A 16,135-nucleotide genomic window follows, 5' to 3' on the forward strand; every position below is an offset into this window, starting at 1 on the left:
ATGTTTTGCCGCCGCCATATAAAGACACAAAAATACTGAAAGGCAAACCCATGAAAACCTTCAAGCAAGCATTCGAAGTCCTCAAGGACGCGGAAAAATTTCACCTAGAGATGGCCAGTCTTTATAAAGAATTGCTGGAAAACTCGGAAGACAAGCGAACGCAGTTGCTTCTCAAGCATATGCTGGAGCACGAACAGCGCATGGCGAGAAACCTCGCCAACTACGGCGAGGTGGCACAGCACAAGGTCATGCAGACCTGGCTGCAGTACACCCAAGAGGAATCCGCCAAGGATTTCATCAGGAAACTGGAGTTGAGCGACCCGCCCACCATCAAGGAAATCAACAATATGGGCCGGGAAGTGGACCGCTACTTTTCCGAGCTGTACGAAGCGGTTTACGGCGCGATCGAATCTGCCGAAGTCAAAGAAGTGTTCGAGGATCTGAAACAGATCCAGGACAAAGAGCGCATCACCCTGTCGATGGCGACCAATTCGCTTTGGGATATGTAAAAAACTACACGCTCAGAGCCACTGCTGCCCCACAGTTTGGGATGAATGAAAAAAGCACGAACCAAACCGGTTACAACTTTTTCGCCAAAAAGACAATGTAATCAGGGAGGATTCCGGCCATGTCACGTTATAACCCTGCGTAACAAAGCGAGCCTCAATCGAGACTCGCTTTGTGCCTGCTGTACTGCGCGACAGCAGTGCCCCGCAGAGCGCCTTTTCAGAATTCCAAAACAGGACGCTGTTTTAGAATTCGTAGCCGGCTTTCAGATAATAGAAACCACCGCCAATGCCATAGGGCGATGTCTCATAGTAAATCCCGCCCAAATCATTGTCAGGGACTCCTACGATTGAGCCATCAATCTCGCCACCCATTTCATCAAACAGATTAGCGGCGCCGGCAGTCAGCACGATGCTGTCTGATGCGGCGTAGGTAAGTTCAAAATCTACCGTGAACTCAGAACCTAGCTCCTCACCGAACCAGTCGGCGTGTACGCCCACATATTCGCCGTAGAAGTTAGTACGAACAAAGGCGCTCAACTTGTCCCAGTTCTGGAATACGGTGAAGGAGGCCCGATGCTCTGGCAGGCCGCGCTCCAGGCGTACCGCTTTACAGATCTCACCCTGGTTGTTTACGAAACTACCACCACAGGTGGTGTCTCCACCGATAACTTCGGTCTGGGTCCAGTTATAGGCCAGGCTGAAGTCGGTACCGCCACCGAACAATTCCGTACCGTAGGTTGCCACCACGTCGAGTCCGGTAGTTTCGGTATCGAAGTCGTTGGCAAAGTAGTTGACCTGACCGATCAATTCCGGGTTGGGAACGCCTGCAGCCGCCATGGCAGAGCGCTGGGCTGCGGTAGGCGTGGCATTATCGGTCAGGGCGATTCGGTCGGTTACTTCGATGAAATAGGCATCGGCAGTCACTTCCAGATCACCAACAGACATTACCAGACCAGTGGCAAAGTTAACGGACTCTTCCGGCTGCAGCTCGGCCTCACCCAGTTTGGGCGCCGGCAGTGTTTGCGCCTGGGTTAGCTGGCCGCCAACGATCGAGGTCTGGGTATTCACAACGGACGCCTGGCCCATGGTCGGAGCCCGGAAGCCAGTGCTGTGTGAAGCGCGCCAGGCAAGATTGTCGGTAATCTGCCAGTTAGCCACCAACTTGTAGTTAGCGGTATCGCCAAAAGTATCGAAATTTTCGTAGCGCAAGGCGCCGCCTAGCATAAAGTCATCCGTCAACTGGTTTTCCAGGTCCGCATAGAGGGCGTAGTTGCTGCGCTCAGCGGTACCAGCAGAATCAATAGAGAAACCGGCAAAACCATGTGAACCAATGTTGAAGCCCTGATCGGCCAGCGGACCTACCTGCCAGGACATTCCCTCGCCGGCGATGATCTGGAACGACTCATCACGCCATTCAGCACCCATGGCAACACTCAGGTTATCCATTTGCTTCTGCAAATCGAAGTTGAGAGTCTTCTCCAGCTGAATGTAGGAACCTGTATCGAAATCGCGCTTGCTGTCGGGTCCGAAGGATGGGTTGATGGTGTTGTTCAGACCAAACACTGCCTCGTTGCGGCCCACAGACGCGCTCAAGTCAAAGTTCCAGCCCTGCATAAAACCATCGAAGAACTCTCCGCGACGACCAGCTGTCAAGGAGGTGTCGGTAATATCGCCAACGAAACGCGGGGTATAACCGCCGGGAATTGTCTTGTTGAAGGCAAAGCAGTTGTCGTCTGCCATCAGGCCGGAAGCCACCATGTCAGAGCCGTCAGCCAAAGGTGCGGTGCGGTAGGCATCACAGCTGGAGGCATTGCCGTCCAGTGCACCAACTAAGCGGTTGCCATCACCGTCGGTGTAAACTCCTGAACGGTTGTTCGGGCTGCGGTAATAGAATCCACCGTCGACCTTGCGGTTGGAGTAGTTTCCGAAGGCATAGATCTCGGTGCCATCCTTCAGGTCCATGCCGAAGTTGGCAAACATAGTCATGTCATCGTCAACGATCGGGGCACCCCAAATCTGTGCCGGGTCAGCTACTGCGGTGTTACCGGCGTCGATGAGCGCCTGGGCATCGGCACGCTGCACTGAACGAGAGGTGTCATCGGCATTTTTCAGCTGGAAGCTCAGATTCAGGAAACCCGAGTCTGTCATTGCCATGCCGTAATTGCCGGCGATAGTGCTGGTCTGGCCGTCACCTTCGAAATACTGGCCAGTTTTCAGCTCGAGCGAACCACCTTCGGCATCGTCTTTCAGCACAAAGTTCATCACGCTGGCAATGGCATCAGAACCGTACTGCGCCGCCGCGCCATCGCGCAGCACTTCCACTTGCTTCAGAGCGATGCTGGGAATAACGGAAATATCAGGACCCTGGGCACCATCGTTAAGACCACCGCCCTGGAAGGCAATCACAGAGGCGCGATGACGGCGCTTGCCGTTGAGCAGGATCAGCGTTGAATCAGACGACAAGCCACGCATGTTAACGGGGCGAATCATAGATGCAGCGTCACTGATGGGTTGGTCGTGCACATTAAAGGAAGGTACGGAGCTCTTCAGCATGTCCAACATGTCACTGCTGCCAGATTTCGCCAATTCCTCGGCACTAATGACGTCCACGGGAACCGGAGATTCGCCGACGGAACGCGGCTTGGTTCTCGAGCCTACAGTCACCACCTCTTCAATCACTAAATTGTCACCAGCGGACTGCGCCAGAGCCGGCGCGGCCAGGGCGCCGGTCAGAGCGATCAACGAGACCGACGAAACTCCGAACTGTGTAGTTTTTTTCATTGAAAATACCCTTGCAATTTTTCGTTTTTATGCGCACGTGTTGCGCGTGCGTGTTGGAAGGTTCCCACAGCAAAAATGCAAAAACCGTGACACATTCGCGCACGCCCGAATGAAAAATGGTTCTTTATCAAGAAGCGTGCAAACTGACGACAGAGCAAAGCAAAATTAACTATTTTTTAGCTCTATTTTGTATTTGCGGTATTAACAACATTTCGCACACAGACTGACAAAAGAGCACGCAAAGTTTAATCGCGTCACAAAATTCCTGTTCGCCCGGCAGGTACACTCAATTCACTTCGACAGCAAAATATGCGATGGCAATTCTGCGTTTCACCCGCTCCCCTCGCATACAAGGAACCGGGCTGCAATCTGAGTCACCATCAGTAACACCGGCACCAAAACAGTGCGTACCTGCTACTCAGCTGCTGATTTTCGCGCACAACTTGGCGGGGGAATCGCTGCCTGTTGCACATTTATGGCAGTTGGTCGTTGTCAGCGCACCCGGACTGCTGTTATTTTGACAGCGATGTCATTTTTTTAGCAGCGCCCTCGCCTGCGAACGCCCGGAACTGCCGCTGGCGGATCTCGCCGGCGGTGGTGACGGCTGCGATGGTGGCAGCGGCGGTACCAGCTGCTCCAGTGCCGGGGTCGACACGTCTGGCCTGATGACTTATCCGGCCTGGCCCGCCGGCGACCACGCCAACGGCGGCGACCGGATCATTCACCAGGGCGATGTCTATGAAGCCAACTGGTGGACCAATTCGGTCCCGGGTAGCGCCGACAGCAGCTGGGATTTTCTCTGTAGCGTGGAATAAGGCTTAAAAAATCTGTAGGAGCGGCGGGGCGGCCATCCGCCGCTGGCCGCGATGGATCTCGCCGTACCGTCAGGCATCGATTGCCGCCAAGGGCCGCTCCTACAGAATACTGTCGTCATGCCGGCGCAGGCCGGAATCCAGGTGCCACCGAACTGGAAACCGGTACCGGATCATTCCCGGCACAGGCTCTGAGCCGGTTTGAAGACTGAACTGCAGCTGACTCGAAACAGAGTAACTACAGGCGACGTGCAGGATTTAAAGAAGTTGTTCTCACAGGAAGTTCTCTCTCGTTGTTGATCTATAGGTAATGCTCCTATATTTGCCCCGGGTCACCGGGGCTTTTTTTGTTGTTATAGGAAAAGAAAGTTTAACCATGCAGAAAAAAATGATTGCCCTGGCCGCCGCCCCGCTGCTGTGTCTGCAGCTCGCTGGCTGCGGCAGCAAAAACGAAACCGCGTCCTCGGCAGAAGAAAGCGCGATGATACTGTTCGACGATTTCTCCTACGCGAACCTGGATGCAATGCTCGCGAACGACTGGCGCGTGCGCACGGAAACCGGCCACCCGGGCGTCAGCGGCGCGCGCTGGTCAGCCGACGGCATCGACTTCTTGACGGACAGCGAACGGGAAGGCAACAGGCTGCTGCGTCTGACTTCGTCCACCGATGGCAGTGGCGAAAACACCAATCACACCCAGTTCTGCCACCAGCGCAAATACCTGGAAGGCACCTACGCCGCCCGTGTCTTCTTCCGCGACGAGCCGACGCAGGGGCCGGACGGCGACCAGATTATCGAAACTTTCTACACCATCAGCCCACTGCAGGCGCCTCTGGATCCTGACTACAGCGAGATGGATTTCGAATACCTGGCCAATGGCGGCTGGGGCGAAGAGAGCAACGCACTCTTCGCCACCAGCTGGGAAACCTTCAAACTGGATCCATTCGTCAAGGAAAATGAATACTCGGTGAAACCCGGCAGTTTTGCCGGCTGGCATGCCCTGGTGTTGCATGCGGCCAACAACGAGATCCGCTACTTTATTGACGGCGAGGAATTCGCACAGCACAGTGAACAGGTATTCCCGGAAGCGCCCATGTCCATCAATTTCAACCTCTGGTTTACCCAGCAGGGGCTGATCGACTCGGACGAGCTGCGCATTTACCAGCAGGACGTGGACTGGGTATTCCACCGCGCCGGCGAGATACTCGATACCGAGGAAGTGATGCAGGCGGTCGAAGATTTGCGTGCGCAACAGGTGTCCTTCATGGACACGGTCCCGGACTGGAGCCCCAAACTGGAATCGCCCTGCGGCCTGTAAACATTGCCCTGTAGGAGCGGTGGGGCGGCCGTCCGCCCATGGCCGCGATCAATCTATCCCGATAAACCGATCGCGGCCATGGGCCGCTCCTACAACAGCACTAGAAAAACAGCAGTAACAGAAGTACTTATGACCAATAAAAAACAGCGCTTGGCCTCAGTGGACGCGTTGCGCGGCTTCGACATGTTCTGGATTATCGGCGGCGAGGCGCTGTTCCTGCCGCTGCTGACACTCACCGGCTGGTCCATCTTTTCCTTCGGCCACACGCAGATGCAGCACAGCGAATGGCACGGCTTCCGGTTCTACGACCTGATTTTCCCGCTGTTCATTTTCCTGTCCGGCGTCACCCTCGGCATCGCCAATAAATCCCTGCGCGGCCTGCCGCTGCCGGAGCGGCGAGCCGTATACGGAAAAGCGGTCAAACGCCTGCTGATACTGATCGGCCTCGGCATCGTCTACAATCACGGCTGGGGTACCGGAATCCCCGCCGACCCGAGCCAAATCCGCTTTGCCAGCGTCCTGGCCCGCATCGGCCTTGCCTGGTTCTTCGCCGCAATGATTGTCTGGCACTGCGGACCGAGGGCCCAGTACCTCATCGCCGCCGGCATACTGCTCGGCTACTGGATACTGCAGATCAGCTTCGGCGCCCTGACCCCGAGCGGCTCCGTCAACAGCTGGGTGGATCAGTGCTGCCTGCCCGGCATTACCTACCAGAACCGGCCCTACGACCCGGAAGGCCTGCTCTCCACCATCCCCGCAGTGGTCAATGCCCTCGCCGGCGTATTCGCCGGGCGCTGGCTGCGCAACAGCCGGGGACAACACCAAAGAATCCTGTCGGGCCTCACCCTGGCCGGGCTGGCCTGTCTGCTCGGCGGCTTCCTGTGGCACTGGATCTACCCGGTCAACAAAGAACTCTGGACCAGCTCCTTTGTGCTGATCACCAGCGCCTGCAGCCTGCTATTGCTGGCACTCTTCTACCTGCTGGTGGATATGTGGAACTGGCGGCTGTTCAGTACCTTCTTTGCCGTGATCGGTTGCAACGCGATCCTCGTGTACCTGGGAACCAGCCTGGTCAACTGGAGCTACAGCAGCAAGAGCCTGTTCGGCGGCATTGCCGCGGCGCTGTCCGAGGCGGGCGGAACCCTTGTTATCGCCTGCGGCGTGATTCTGCTGCAATGGCTGGTGTTGCGCTGGCTGTACCGGCGGGGCATTTTTATCAGCCCTTAGGCGTCGCACGCCACCTCGGCTTGAATCTGTTCGAAGGTGGGCAGCCAGCCACCCGGTGGCTCCAGGTCGAGGCGACTCTCCCGGCGCGACGCCCTGCCGCTGATCAGATAGCGCTGGCCGCGCCAGGACCAGACCCGGAGGTCCGCCCACAGCGGATCGCCGTTGGCGTCCTGCAGCTGCCCCTTATCGACCCGCCGCTGGGCGACATAGCGCTCTCCTTTCGCCAGCAGCCGGTGCAACCGGTGCCGGCCGACGTCGCGGCTCTCCAGCACACCGAGCCCGGCGTGGCTCTGCGACGGTTTGAATACCAGCTCCAGTTTGCGCGCCGCCAGTGCGTCGAGATTGTCTTCGGACACTTGCCAGGTAGACGGCACATGTCGTGAAAGCAGCGCCCGTTCGTCCGCTATGATGCCGAGCTCCCTGTCCCGGTCGGGGCGCGACAGCCAGTCCAACAATCGCTTGTCGCTGCGGGTGGCGTAGCTGAAGGGGTTCGGGGCAATGTAAACGCGGCCGCTCGCGTAGGCTTGCCGGAGCGCACTGAACTGGTCCCCCTGCCAGAAAAAATCGGTCGCGCGGTTGACGACAAAAGAGACCGGTTCACTTTCGACCAGCAGGCTGGCACCACTCCAGGTCAGGTCCTCGGGTGCGGCGACACGGGCGCGCCAGCCCCGCGCCCGGCAAAGCTCAGCCAGTCGCCCGAGTTCCTCGCGGAAGCGCCCCTTTTGCAGCGAATCCCGGTCGTCGAGAATCAGCACGCCGTCGGGAGTATCGGTGTTCAGGCAGTTGCGGGTTTCCTGCGCTATCATCCCCTGAACCTGCCGCTCCAGATCCTCAGGGAGCGGGGGCGGCCGTATGGCGATATCGTCGGCGAGGAACAGCTGGTAATAGACTCGGTTGACCTGCGCCGCGAACAGCAGACCGGAGCCATTGTCGTTGAACTCGATCAGCTGCCAGTCGCCGGGCTTGTCCGGTGGCAGATGGAAGTCCCAAGCGCTGAAAAAGCAGACTTCCGGGCGGGCCGATCGGGCGATAGCCGGTACCTGATCCGTCACCCGGTCGATCCATGCCTGGCGCCGGGTGACGCGCTCGAACAGAGCGATGAAGTCATCGATTTCGGCGAGCAGTGTGTGGGGGATGCGCTGGTGCGCGCAGGCGACCGAAAAATAGTCGGGCAGTGGCGGCTCCGCGCCCCGCAAATGCCGGAGGAAATTTGCCGCGGCGTCGGCCATGTCATCACCTATTGCCTCAGGGGATAGCGGGAAAAATCGACCTGCAGACAGGATACAATCAGATTCCGCTTGCTGAAATTGTAGCGGCTGACGATGCTCATCAGATTCTCTTTGCCCAGCAGTCGCCGCGTAATCACCTCCAGCTCCATCCCCTGCTGCGCCAGTTCCTGCGCCTGCGCTGCCAGGTTCAACAGATAGTCGTACTTTTCGCGCAAGCGCTGTTTGCCGTTTTCCACCACACCGCGGTGCGGGCACAGGATTACGTCGAAGTCGTGGCCGAGCACGGTGCGGATGCTGTCTAGCAGCGTGGGGATATGCTCGTCGCTGCGCAGCAGTTTCAGGTAGTTGGCGATATAGAGGTCCGCGCTGAACAGCCAGCCGCGCTCAGGCAGCAGGTAGCAGGTCATATCCTTGGCGTGACCCGGGGTAAAAATCGGCGTGACAGCTTCGCCGCCGATGCGGACGTTATCCGGCAGCACCGCCGCGTCTGCCTTGCCCGCCGAACCCCAGATGATTTTCTGCATCGGCGGAATGCGGAAACCGCGCGCGAGAATCTCGACCGTTTTGGCCGGGGCGATTGGCTGCACGCCGGTGAGCCGGTGAATGGCGCCAGCATTGCCGCTGTGATCTTCGTGGTGATGGGTCAGCAGCAGCTGGCTGAAAGGCCTGCTCTCGATGAAGGGCTTGACGTATTGCCACTGGTTGCTCGGGCCGGTGTCGACAATGGTGTCCCGCAGTCGGTAGACGATGAACGAGGTATTGATGCCGAAATCGAAGCGGCCGACCCGCAGGGCATCGAGGTCATGGTAGCGGAAGGAATCGAGAACGGACACGGGCAACCCTCAACAGCAGATGAAGGCTATTTGTACGCAATTGCGCGGCCGGAAGAAATTGCAATATGCGCGAATGTGCGTGACATATCGGGCCGGCTATCGTCTCTTGGCACCAGCCGACAGGTCCCGGGCTATTCGGTCAGCGCCAGCCTGAGCTGCAGCCCCCATTTGGAGGTGGTGCCGGAAGTCACCCAGGCCACCTCGCCGTCGCTGCCGACGATGACGATGGTGGGTGTTACCCTGACACCCCAGGATGCGCCGAGCGCACCGCCGGGGTCATTGATGGTCGGAAACTGCAATCCCTCACGGTCCAGATAGGCGAGCAGCTCCTCCTCAGTACCGGATTGCATGGCGACCGAGATGACCTGGTGCTCGCGCGCGAGGTCGGAGATTGCCGGCGACACCACGCGGCAGTAACCACACCAGGTCGCCCAGAAATAAATCAACACCGGCCCCTGCGGGGTCATCTGCTGCAGGTCCAGCAGATCGCCGCCGAGCGACCTGCCGACGAGCGGCGGTGCCTCGTCTTTGGGCATATCCCGCTGCTGGTAGTAGCCGACCGCGCTGACCACCAGCACCGCAAGCAGGACGAACCCGGCCAGCTGGCGCAGGGCTGCAAACCGTTTCTTGTGCACCGCAACTTGTCTTGCGCCGGCCTCAGTATTTCACGCTGCAGCCGTAGGCCCGCGATGCGGCAACCGCGACGGCTTTGCCGCTCAGGGAGGCGTCAAGCGCCGCCGCGACATAGTTGTTGGACTCAGGGATCACCGCCGGGTTGGCAGAGTCGTTGTCATCGATGGCCCCGGCGTAAACCACCTCGCCCTGCGGGTTGATGATGAACATATGCGGAGTGGTCTTGGCGCCGTAAGCGCGCCCCATGCTGCCGTCCGCATCCAGCAGGAAGGACGCACTCGCGTTCAGCTTATGGCTCTCGGCGACGGCCAGTGCCTGCGCCGGCTCCAGGTGGCCCTGCTTGCCCTTGGCGGAGGAAATGACGGTCAGCCAGTTGATGTCCTGGCCGGTGTATTTTTTCTGCAGGGCCTGCATGTTGCCGCTGCCATAGTGCTTGCGCACATAGGGGCAGTCCTTGTTGAACCACTCGAGCACCAGCCACTGGCCGGCATAGTCATCCAGGGAATGAGTTTTGCCCTGCGCATCCACTTCGGAGAAATCCGGCGCCTTTTCGCCGGGCGTGGCGGCCGCCAGCACCAGCGCAGGTGCGACCAGAAACAGGGACAACATCAATTTGCGGATTTGAAGCTTTGCGTTCATGGTGAGTTTTCCTCTGTGGTTTGAGAGAAGGGGGCTCTGTCGAACAGTGACGCGATCATCTGTTCCTGCAATATCTGCGGCAATAGCTCCGGCTCGCGCGCACCCGGCGCATACCAGGCGTAAACCGGTACCGAGTTGCGTCCCAGGGCGGCCAGCGCCGCGGTAATTTCCGGGTCCTGCCGGGTCCAGTCGGCGCGCACGAGCAGCACGTCGTGGGCGCGGAACAACTCCATAACCGGCGGGGATTCCAGCACCAGTTTCTTGTTTACCTGGCAGGTGATACACCAAGCGGCAGTGTAGTCGATAAACACCGGGCGCTTCTGTGCGCGCGCCTGCGCTATGGCCGCCTTGTCGTAACCACGCCAGCCATCGGTCGCCAGTTCCGGTGCGGCCGGCGGCGCGCGCAGGGCACCGAGCGCGACTGTGATGGCGACTGCGGCGAGCACATAGCCCGCCGCCTTGCCCCAGGGGGCGTAGTTGCGCCCCAGCCACAGGGCAAATACAACCGCCAACAGCAACAGCGAGCCGATTAGCCAGCCGCTCTCGCCGAGTATGCGCCCCAGCACCCACAGCAGCCAGATCACCGTGGCGTACAGCGGGAACGCCAGCAGCTGGCGCAGTTTTTCCATCCACGGGCCCGGTGCCGGCAGTTTGCTCAGCAGTGCCGGACTGGCGCAGAGCAACAGGAAAGGCGCCGCGAGACCCAGGCCCAGACCGAGAAATATCGCCATCGCCTGAACGCCCGGCAGTGTCGCCGCCGCACCGAGGGCCGCGCCCATAAAGGGCCCGGTGCAGGGGGCGGCGACAAACACCGCCAGCACGCCGGTGGCGAAGGAACCGCCGCGGCTGCTGCCGGCGATGTCCATCAGCCGGTGGCCGAATTCGAAGACGCCGCTGAATGACAGTGCCATCAGCCAGAACAGCAGTATCAGCGCCAGCACGACCGGTGCCGACTGCAGCTGGAAGCCCCAGCCCACCGCCGCACCCCCGGCGCGCAGCGCCAGCAGCAGTGCGCCCAGCGCGGCAAAGGTGGTGATTACGCCGGCGCCGTACACCAGCCCCTCGCGCAGGCGGCTGGACGCCGCCGCACCGGACCCGACCAGTCCGAACAGCTTGATCGAGAGCACCGGGAAGACACAGGGCATCAGGTTCAGGATCACGCCGCCGGCGAACGCGGCGAGTACCAGCAGCCACAGCGCCTGCGCCGGCTGCGCCGGCGGAGCGGCACCGATCGCAACTGAATCCAGCTGCCAGGCGCGCGCGCCATCACTGATAACGAAATCTGTTGCCGCAGTGAGAGGTGCGCCGGGCACGCGGGAGAAGGTGTAGACAGTGCGATTGCCTTCGCTGACAAGCTGCGGTTCGGCCGCGGTGAGCAGTTCGCCATCCAGAGGAAATACCTGCGGTGGGGCGGTAACGCGTTGGTCCCGGCGCTCGAGCGCGAGCAGGAACTGCTCGCCGCCGGATTCCGTCAGAGAAACGGTGCGCCAGGGGCTCTGCTCCGGCGGCTGCGGCACGCGCGCCCGGAACCGGTCCCGCAATTGGCGATCGGACGGCGGCCAGCTCGCCACCTCGCCAACGGGGCGCGCCAACTTCATGGTGCCGAAACCGGGGATGCAGTCGACCTTGCACACCAGCCATTCGAGATTTACATCGAGTGATACCTGCTCCGCATCGGCGGCGGGCGTCACATCGAACAGATAGGCGACATCGCCCTCGTAGCCGAGATTGGTCAGGTGCTCGATCGGCAGGCGCACCGGAAATGGCCACTGTATCGCGCCGATCCCGGCGCCGCTGGCGCTGATATCGAACCGCGGCGCCGCGCCCGAATCGCCCGCGTTGCGCCAGTACACATGCCAGCCCGGATCCACCTCGAAGTGGAAACCGATCGTCTCGGCCTCGCCGCGGGCAAAAGAATCCGGCGCCAGCCAGCGCACGCGCACATGGTCACCACTGGCGCTGTCCTGGGCGAAAGATACCCCGGCAACCGCCGCCATTATCGAGCCCACCAGGATCGCAACCAGGCGCTTAAATAAGGACACTGCAGCACTCTCCCTGCGGAATTTCCCCCTATGCCCGCGCCCACTGTTCCGCTGGGCACTGGCTACCGGGCTGCTATTTACTACGGATACGCCATTCAATCGGATTCCCGGGGTTCCTGCAAATCCATCGCTACTGACGCCGGTCTCCTGTCAAGCTGGTGAAGCAGCGTCCGGCAAGCCGGGCCACAATCAAGATATCCGGCAGTACGCAGTGATCGTCAGCGGTTTCAAACACGCGTATTTTTCTGTCGAGCTCATCAAATTTCATGCCAGGCTTCCACCCGGTACCGCCCCTCTTTCAGGGTCACACGGTAGAGCTGATCAAACCCTTCCGCCAACGCCGGTAATTCAAGCTTGCGACAGGTTGCTCTGATGCCAGCCTCGGGAACGCGGTCTCTCCCCTGCCGCCGGGAATTGCTTTCCAGGCAGTCCTCCAGGCTTGCGGCGAAATAGTAGCCCACCACCTCGAAGCGGTGGTTCTTGAACCCGGCGACATATTTTTGCCGGTCCTTTCTGGTGGGGTTGGTGTTATCGATCACCACCGGCTGCTTGGACTCGAGGCAGGCGTCAAACAGGATCTTCTCCCGGTGCCTGGTCTTCAACATATCCAGGTTGAGCCGGATATGCGTCTTGTAGAAGTGCTCCAGGTAGAAGGTCGATTTTCCGCTGGCCTGCAATCCGATAAAAATAATACCTTTCACGAATCAACTCCCGAGTCATGTCGCCGCACGCCGCGCCTGGGCAAGGGCATCGGCGGACGGCATACAGGGTTTGATGTCGAGTACCGCGGTACGGGGGCGCACGCTGGCCGGCGGCCGGATGAAACTGAAAATGGGCATGACTCACCATTAACCTCCGTGGATTATTCACTGGAGGTTAGATGCCAGGGGCGATTCTTGTCGTCACTTGGGTGGTGCTGGTATCTGTAGATTTATCCAGTAAAATGACGCAAAGCCACCACCCAAGACAGCCTCTTGCCACAAGGATTTCTCCTCAGCCGCCACAGCTTTGATCAGGGCGACAGCACCTGCATCCACTACTGGCTGACCACGCCCCAGGGCCCCGCCAAGCTGGTCATCGAGGGAGAGCAGCCCGTCTTTATGGTGAGGGTGGCAGATCGGGCCCAGGTGGCCGAGGCCCTGGCCGGCGTGCCCTACGATTGGCAGCAGCCGGGCTTTCAGACCTTTGGCCGCGAGGAAGCGGCCGTGCTGTATTTTCCCACCATCGATGCCCACCGTCGGGGCCAGACCCTGCTGCAAAATCGCGGTATCCAGGTGTTCGAAGGGGATTTTCGTCTGCACGACCGCTATCTGATGGAGCGCTTTGCCCGCGGTGGCCTCTACTTCGAGGGCCGGGCCCAGGCCAAAGACGGCTATACGGAGTATCGCCAGGTGCGCCTCAAGGGCGCGGAGGTGCAGCCGGATTTCAACGTGGTGTCCCTGGATGTGGAGTGCTCCGGCCAGGGCGAGCTGTATTCCATCGGCCTCTATGGCCACGGCGTGGCAGAGGTGCTGATGGTGGGCCAGCCCCAGAGCGCCGATACTGCCATTGACTGGGTGGCTGACGAGCGGGCCCTGCTCGAGGCCCTGGAGGCCAGGATCCAATGCCTGGATCCGGACATCATCATCGGCTGGTCCGTGGTGGACTTTGATTTCCGGCTGCTGTTGAAAAGGGCCGAGCGCCACGGCCTGCGCCTGAAGCTTGGCCGCGGTGGCGCGGATGCCCGCTGGCGGGATGGCCGGGAAGGCGGCCAGGGCTTTGTGACCCTGCCGGGCCGGGTGGTACTGGACGGTATCGACGGCCTGAAGAGCGCCACCTACAACTTCGAGAGTTTCAGCCTGGAGTTCGTGGCCCAGAACCTGCTGGGCAGGGGCAAGGACACCGAAGACGTGGACAACCGCCTTGCGGCGATCGAGCACGACTTTCGCCACAACAAGCCCAAGCTGGCCGCCTACAACCTGGAAGACTGCCGTCTGGTCTGGGACATCTTCCAGCACGCCCGGCTGCTGGATTACCTGCGCCTTAGAGCCCAGCTCACCGGCCTGGAGCTGGATCGCAGCGGCGGCTCTGTGGCGGCCTTCACCAACCTCTATCTGCCCAAACTGCACCGCAGCCGCTTTGTGGCCCCCAACCTGCCCGCCGACGGCGGCCTGGCCAGCCCCGGCGGCTATGTGATGGACTCCCGACCGGGCCTCTACGACAACGTGCTGGTGCTGGATTTCAAGAGCCTGTATCCGAGCATTATCCGCACCTTCAAGATCGATCCAATGGGCTTGGTTGAGGGATTGTCCGAGGGTCTGGTGGACGACGATGCCATCCCCGGTTTTCGCGGCGCGCGCTTTTCCCGTGACAGGCACTTCCTGCCGGACATCATTGCCGATCTCTGGGCGCAGCGGGACATCGCCAAGCGGGAGCAGGACGCCGCCCGCTCCCAAGCCATCAAGATCATCATGAACTCCTTCTACGGGGTGCTGGGCTCGGGGGGCTGCCGTTTCTACGACACGCGCCTGGCCAGCTCCATCACCCTGCGCGGCCATGAGATCATGCAGCAGACCGCCCGCTGGATTGAGGAGCTGGGGCACCAGGTGATCTACGGCGATACCGATTCCACCTTTGTCTGGCTGAGCGGCCGCCCCAGCCCCGACGAGGCGGATGCCACCGGCAAGGCCCTGGCCGCCGAGATCAACGCGCGCTGGCGGCACAAGCTCAGAGAGGAGCTGGCGCTGAACTGCCTGCTGGAGCTGGAATTCGAAACCCATTACCGGCGCTTCTTGATGCCCACCATTCGCGGCTCGGAGGCGGGCTCCAAGAAGCGCTATGCGGGCCTGGTGGTGCAAGGGGGAGAGGAAAAGCTGGTATTCAAGGGTCTGGAAACGGTGCGCAGCGACTGGACCGCCCTGGCCAAGCAGTTCCAGACCCGGCTCTACGCCATGGTGTTTCGGGGCGAGGATCCGTCCGAATATATCCGCGAGACGGTGGCGAAGACCCGGGCCGGGGATATGGACGAGCAGCTCGTGTACCGCAAGCGGCTCAGGCGCAGGCTGGAGCAATACGTAAAAAACGTGCCGCCCCATGTGCGGGCGGCGCGACAGGCCGATGAACTCCGCCGCCAGCGGGGCCTGGCGCCCCGCTACCAGAACAAGGGCTGGATCCGCTATGTGATCACCCTCAATGGCCCGGAGCCCGTGGAGCATCGCCAGTCGCCCATCGACTACCAGCACTACATCGACAAGCAGTTCAAACCGGTGGCCGAGGCCATATTGCCCTTCGTAGCGCTGGATTTCGACAACCTGGTGGATGGCCAGCTGGGCCTGTTCGAAGCCGTTACTCCAGCCCCACAACCTCGAGCGCGGCCGAGGAAAGGTAGCGCCAGCGCAGATTGAATCCGCACAGCTGCATGCCGTAAATGCGATCCGGGTCAGGCAGCTGGTATGCGGGCTTGGGATCCTGGGCCAGCACCTGTTCAATCAGCAGCGGCAGGTCCGTGCCCCAGTCATCGCGATAGGCGGCAGCCTGCTCGCGAATATGATCGGGAATCAACACGTTAATCGGCGCCGGCGGCGCGCCGGCAAATGCGCTCTGAGCATCGTCGAGTGCGTCGGCGTAGGGAATATAGGGTTTGATATCCAGCACCGGGGTGCCGTCCACCAGATCGGCGCCGCCGACAATCAGCTCGACCTTCGGTTTGGTGCGCACTTCCAGCAGACGCACCACCGACAGGCCGATATTGTTGGGGCGAAATGGCGAACGGGTGGCGAGAACACCGAGTTTCCTGTTGCCGCCGAGACGCGGCGGGCGCACCTTGGCGGACCACTGGCCGGCAGCCTGGTGGAACTGGAAAATCACCCAGATATGCGTGTTTTCCTCCAGGCCGGCCACCGCGTCGGGCGTATCCAGCGGCGGCAGCAGTTCAATCGCCGCACGGCTGGCGTCCGCCAGCAGCGGCTGGCGGGGAACGCCGAACTTCTCGCCAAAGCAGGAGCGCACGCGCGCGATGGGGGTCATTTGGAATGATGATTGCGGAATGCGGAATGCGGAATACGCGGGCCAACGTATTGCCAAATGGCAGGGCTCTTGGCCGCGAAAGCGCTGCAACTGAAGCCGCGGAATCGATC

General features: G+C 60.6%; 14 protein-coding genes. 5 read left to right on the top strand and 9 right to left on the bottom strand.

What is annotated here, in order from left to right:
• Positions 1-50: 50 nt before the first annotated feature.
• Positions 51-509 (top strand): hypothetical protein, encoded by a 459-nt coding sequence (locus RRF64_RS16740; protein ID WP_323847067.1) that lies wholly within the window; start codon positions 51-53, stop codon positions 507-509.
• A 243-nt stretch (positions 510-752) separates the two neighbouring features.
• Here RRF64_RS16740 and RRF64_RS16745 read toward each other — a convergent pair whose 3' ends face one another.
• Positions 753-3,290, bottom strand: coding sequence for a TonB-dependent receptor plug domain-containing protein (locus RRF64_RS16745; protein WP_323847068.1), 2,538 nt, complete (start codon positions 3,288-3,290; stop codon positions 753-755).
• Between the two features lie 665 nt (positions 3,291-3,955).
• Between RRF64_RS16745 and RRF64_RS16750 the strand changes: the two genes are divergently transcribed.
• The 3 genes from RRF64_RS16750 to nagX all read left to right on the top strand — a co-directional run bounded on the left by RRF64_RS16750 (position 3,956) and on the right by nagX (position 6,644).
• Positions 3,956-4,105, top strand: a complete 150-nt coding sequence (locus RRF64_RS16750; RefSeq protein ID WP_323847069.1) for a cellulose-binding domain-containing protein — start codon at positions 3,956-3,958, stop codon at positions 4,103-4,105.
• Positions 4,106-4,478: 373 nt separating this feature from the next.
• Positions 4,479-5,417 carry a glycoside hydrolase family 16 protein gene (locus RRF64_RS16755; protein ID WP_323847070.1) on the top strand — a complete coding sequence of 313 codons (939 nt, stop codon included), beginning with the start codon at positions 4,479-4,481 and terminating at the stop codon, positions 5,415-5,417.
• 129 nt (positions 5,418-5,546) lie between these two features.
• Positions 5,547-6,644 (top strand): transmembrane glucosamine N-acetyltransferase NagX, encoded by a 1,098-nt coding sequence (nagX, locus tag RRF64_RS16760; protein ID WP_323847071.1) that lies wholly within the window; start codon positions 5,547-5,549, stop codon positions 6,642-6,644.
• Here nagX and RRF64_RS16765 read toward each other — a convergent pair.
• From RRF64_RS16765 to RRF64_RS16795, 7 genes are all read right to left on the bottom strand, one after another.
• On the bottom strand, positions 6,641-7,873 hold the full coding sequence (locus RRF64_RS16765) for a hypothetical protein (RefSeq protein WP_323847072.1): 1,233 nt from the start codon (positions 7,871-7,873) through the stop codon (positions 6,641-6,643). The two genes, nagX and RRF64_RS16765, sit on opposite strands and share 4 nt — an antisense overlap.
• Positions 7,874-7,881: 8 nt before the next feature.
• The gene (locus RRF64_RS16770) at positions 7,882-8,706 is read right to left on the bottom strand and encodes an MBL fold metallo-hydrolase (protein ID WP_323847073.1); all 825 of its coding nucleotides are present in this window, start codon (positions 8,704-8,706) and stop codon (positions 7,882-7,884) included.
• Between the two features lie 131 nt (positions 8,707-8,837).
• Positions 8,838-9,341, bottom strand: coding sequence for a protein disulfide oxidoreductase (locus RRF64_RS16775; RefSeq protein WP_323847074.1), 504 nt, complete (start codon positions 9,339-9,341; stop codon positions 8,838-8,840).
• Between the two features lie 22 nt (positions 9,342-9,363).
• Entirely contained in the window at positions 9,364-9,978 is a 615-nt protein-coding gene (locus tag RRF64_RS16780) for a thioredoxin family protein (protein ID WP_323847075.1), read from the bottom strand.
• Positions 9,975-12,020, bottom strand: coding sequence for a protein-disulfide reductase DsbD family protein (locus RRF64_RS16785; protein ID WP_323847076.1), 2,046 nt, complete (start codon positions 12,018-12,020; stop codon positions 9,975-9,977). The genes RRF64_RS16780 and RRF64_RS16785 overlap by 4 nt, the downstream gene beginning before the upstream one ends.
• A 130-nt stretch (positions 12,021-12,150) precedes the next feature.
• A complete protein-coding gene (locus RRF64_RS16790) occupies positions 12,151-12,288 on the bottom strand; it encodes a hypothetical protein (protein WP_323847077.1) in 138 nt (45 codons plus the stop codon).
• Entirely contained in the window at positions 12,278-12,721 is a 444-nt protein-coding gene (locus RRF64_RS16795) for an ATP-binding protein (protein WP_323847078.1), read from the bottom strand. The genes RRF64_RS16790 and RRF64_RS16795 overlap by 11 nt, the downstream gene beginning before the upstream one ends.
• Before the next feature lie 273 nt (positions 12,722-12,994).
• Here RRF64_RS16795 and RRF64_RS16800 point away from each other — a divergent pair, with 273 nt between their 5' ends.
• A complete protein-coding gene (locus tag RRF64_RS16800) occupies positions 12,995-15,403 on the top strand; it encodes a DNA polymerase II (RefSeq protein ID WP_323847079.1) in 2,409 nt (802 codons plus the stop codon).
• Here the strand turns inward: RRF64_RS16800 and tsaA are convergent.
• Positions 15,345-16,025, bottom strand: a complete 681-nt coding sequence (gene tsaA, locus RRF64_RS16805; RefSeq protein WP_323847080.1) for a tRNA (N6-threonylcarbamoyladenosine(37)-N6)-methyltransferase TrmO — start codon at positions 16,023-16,025, stop codon at positions 15,345-15,347. The genes RRF64_RS16800 and tsaA overlap by 59 nt on opposite strands.
• Positions 16,026-16,135 lie beyond the last annotated feature (110 nt).

Origin of the sequence: Microbulbifer magnicolonia, from assembly GCF_035117725.1 — a bacterium.
Lineage (GTDB): Bacteria > Pseudomonadota > Gammaproteobacteria > Pseudomonadales > Cellvibrionaceae > Microbulbifer > Microbulbifer magnicolonia.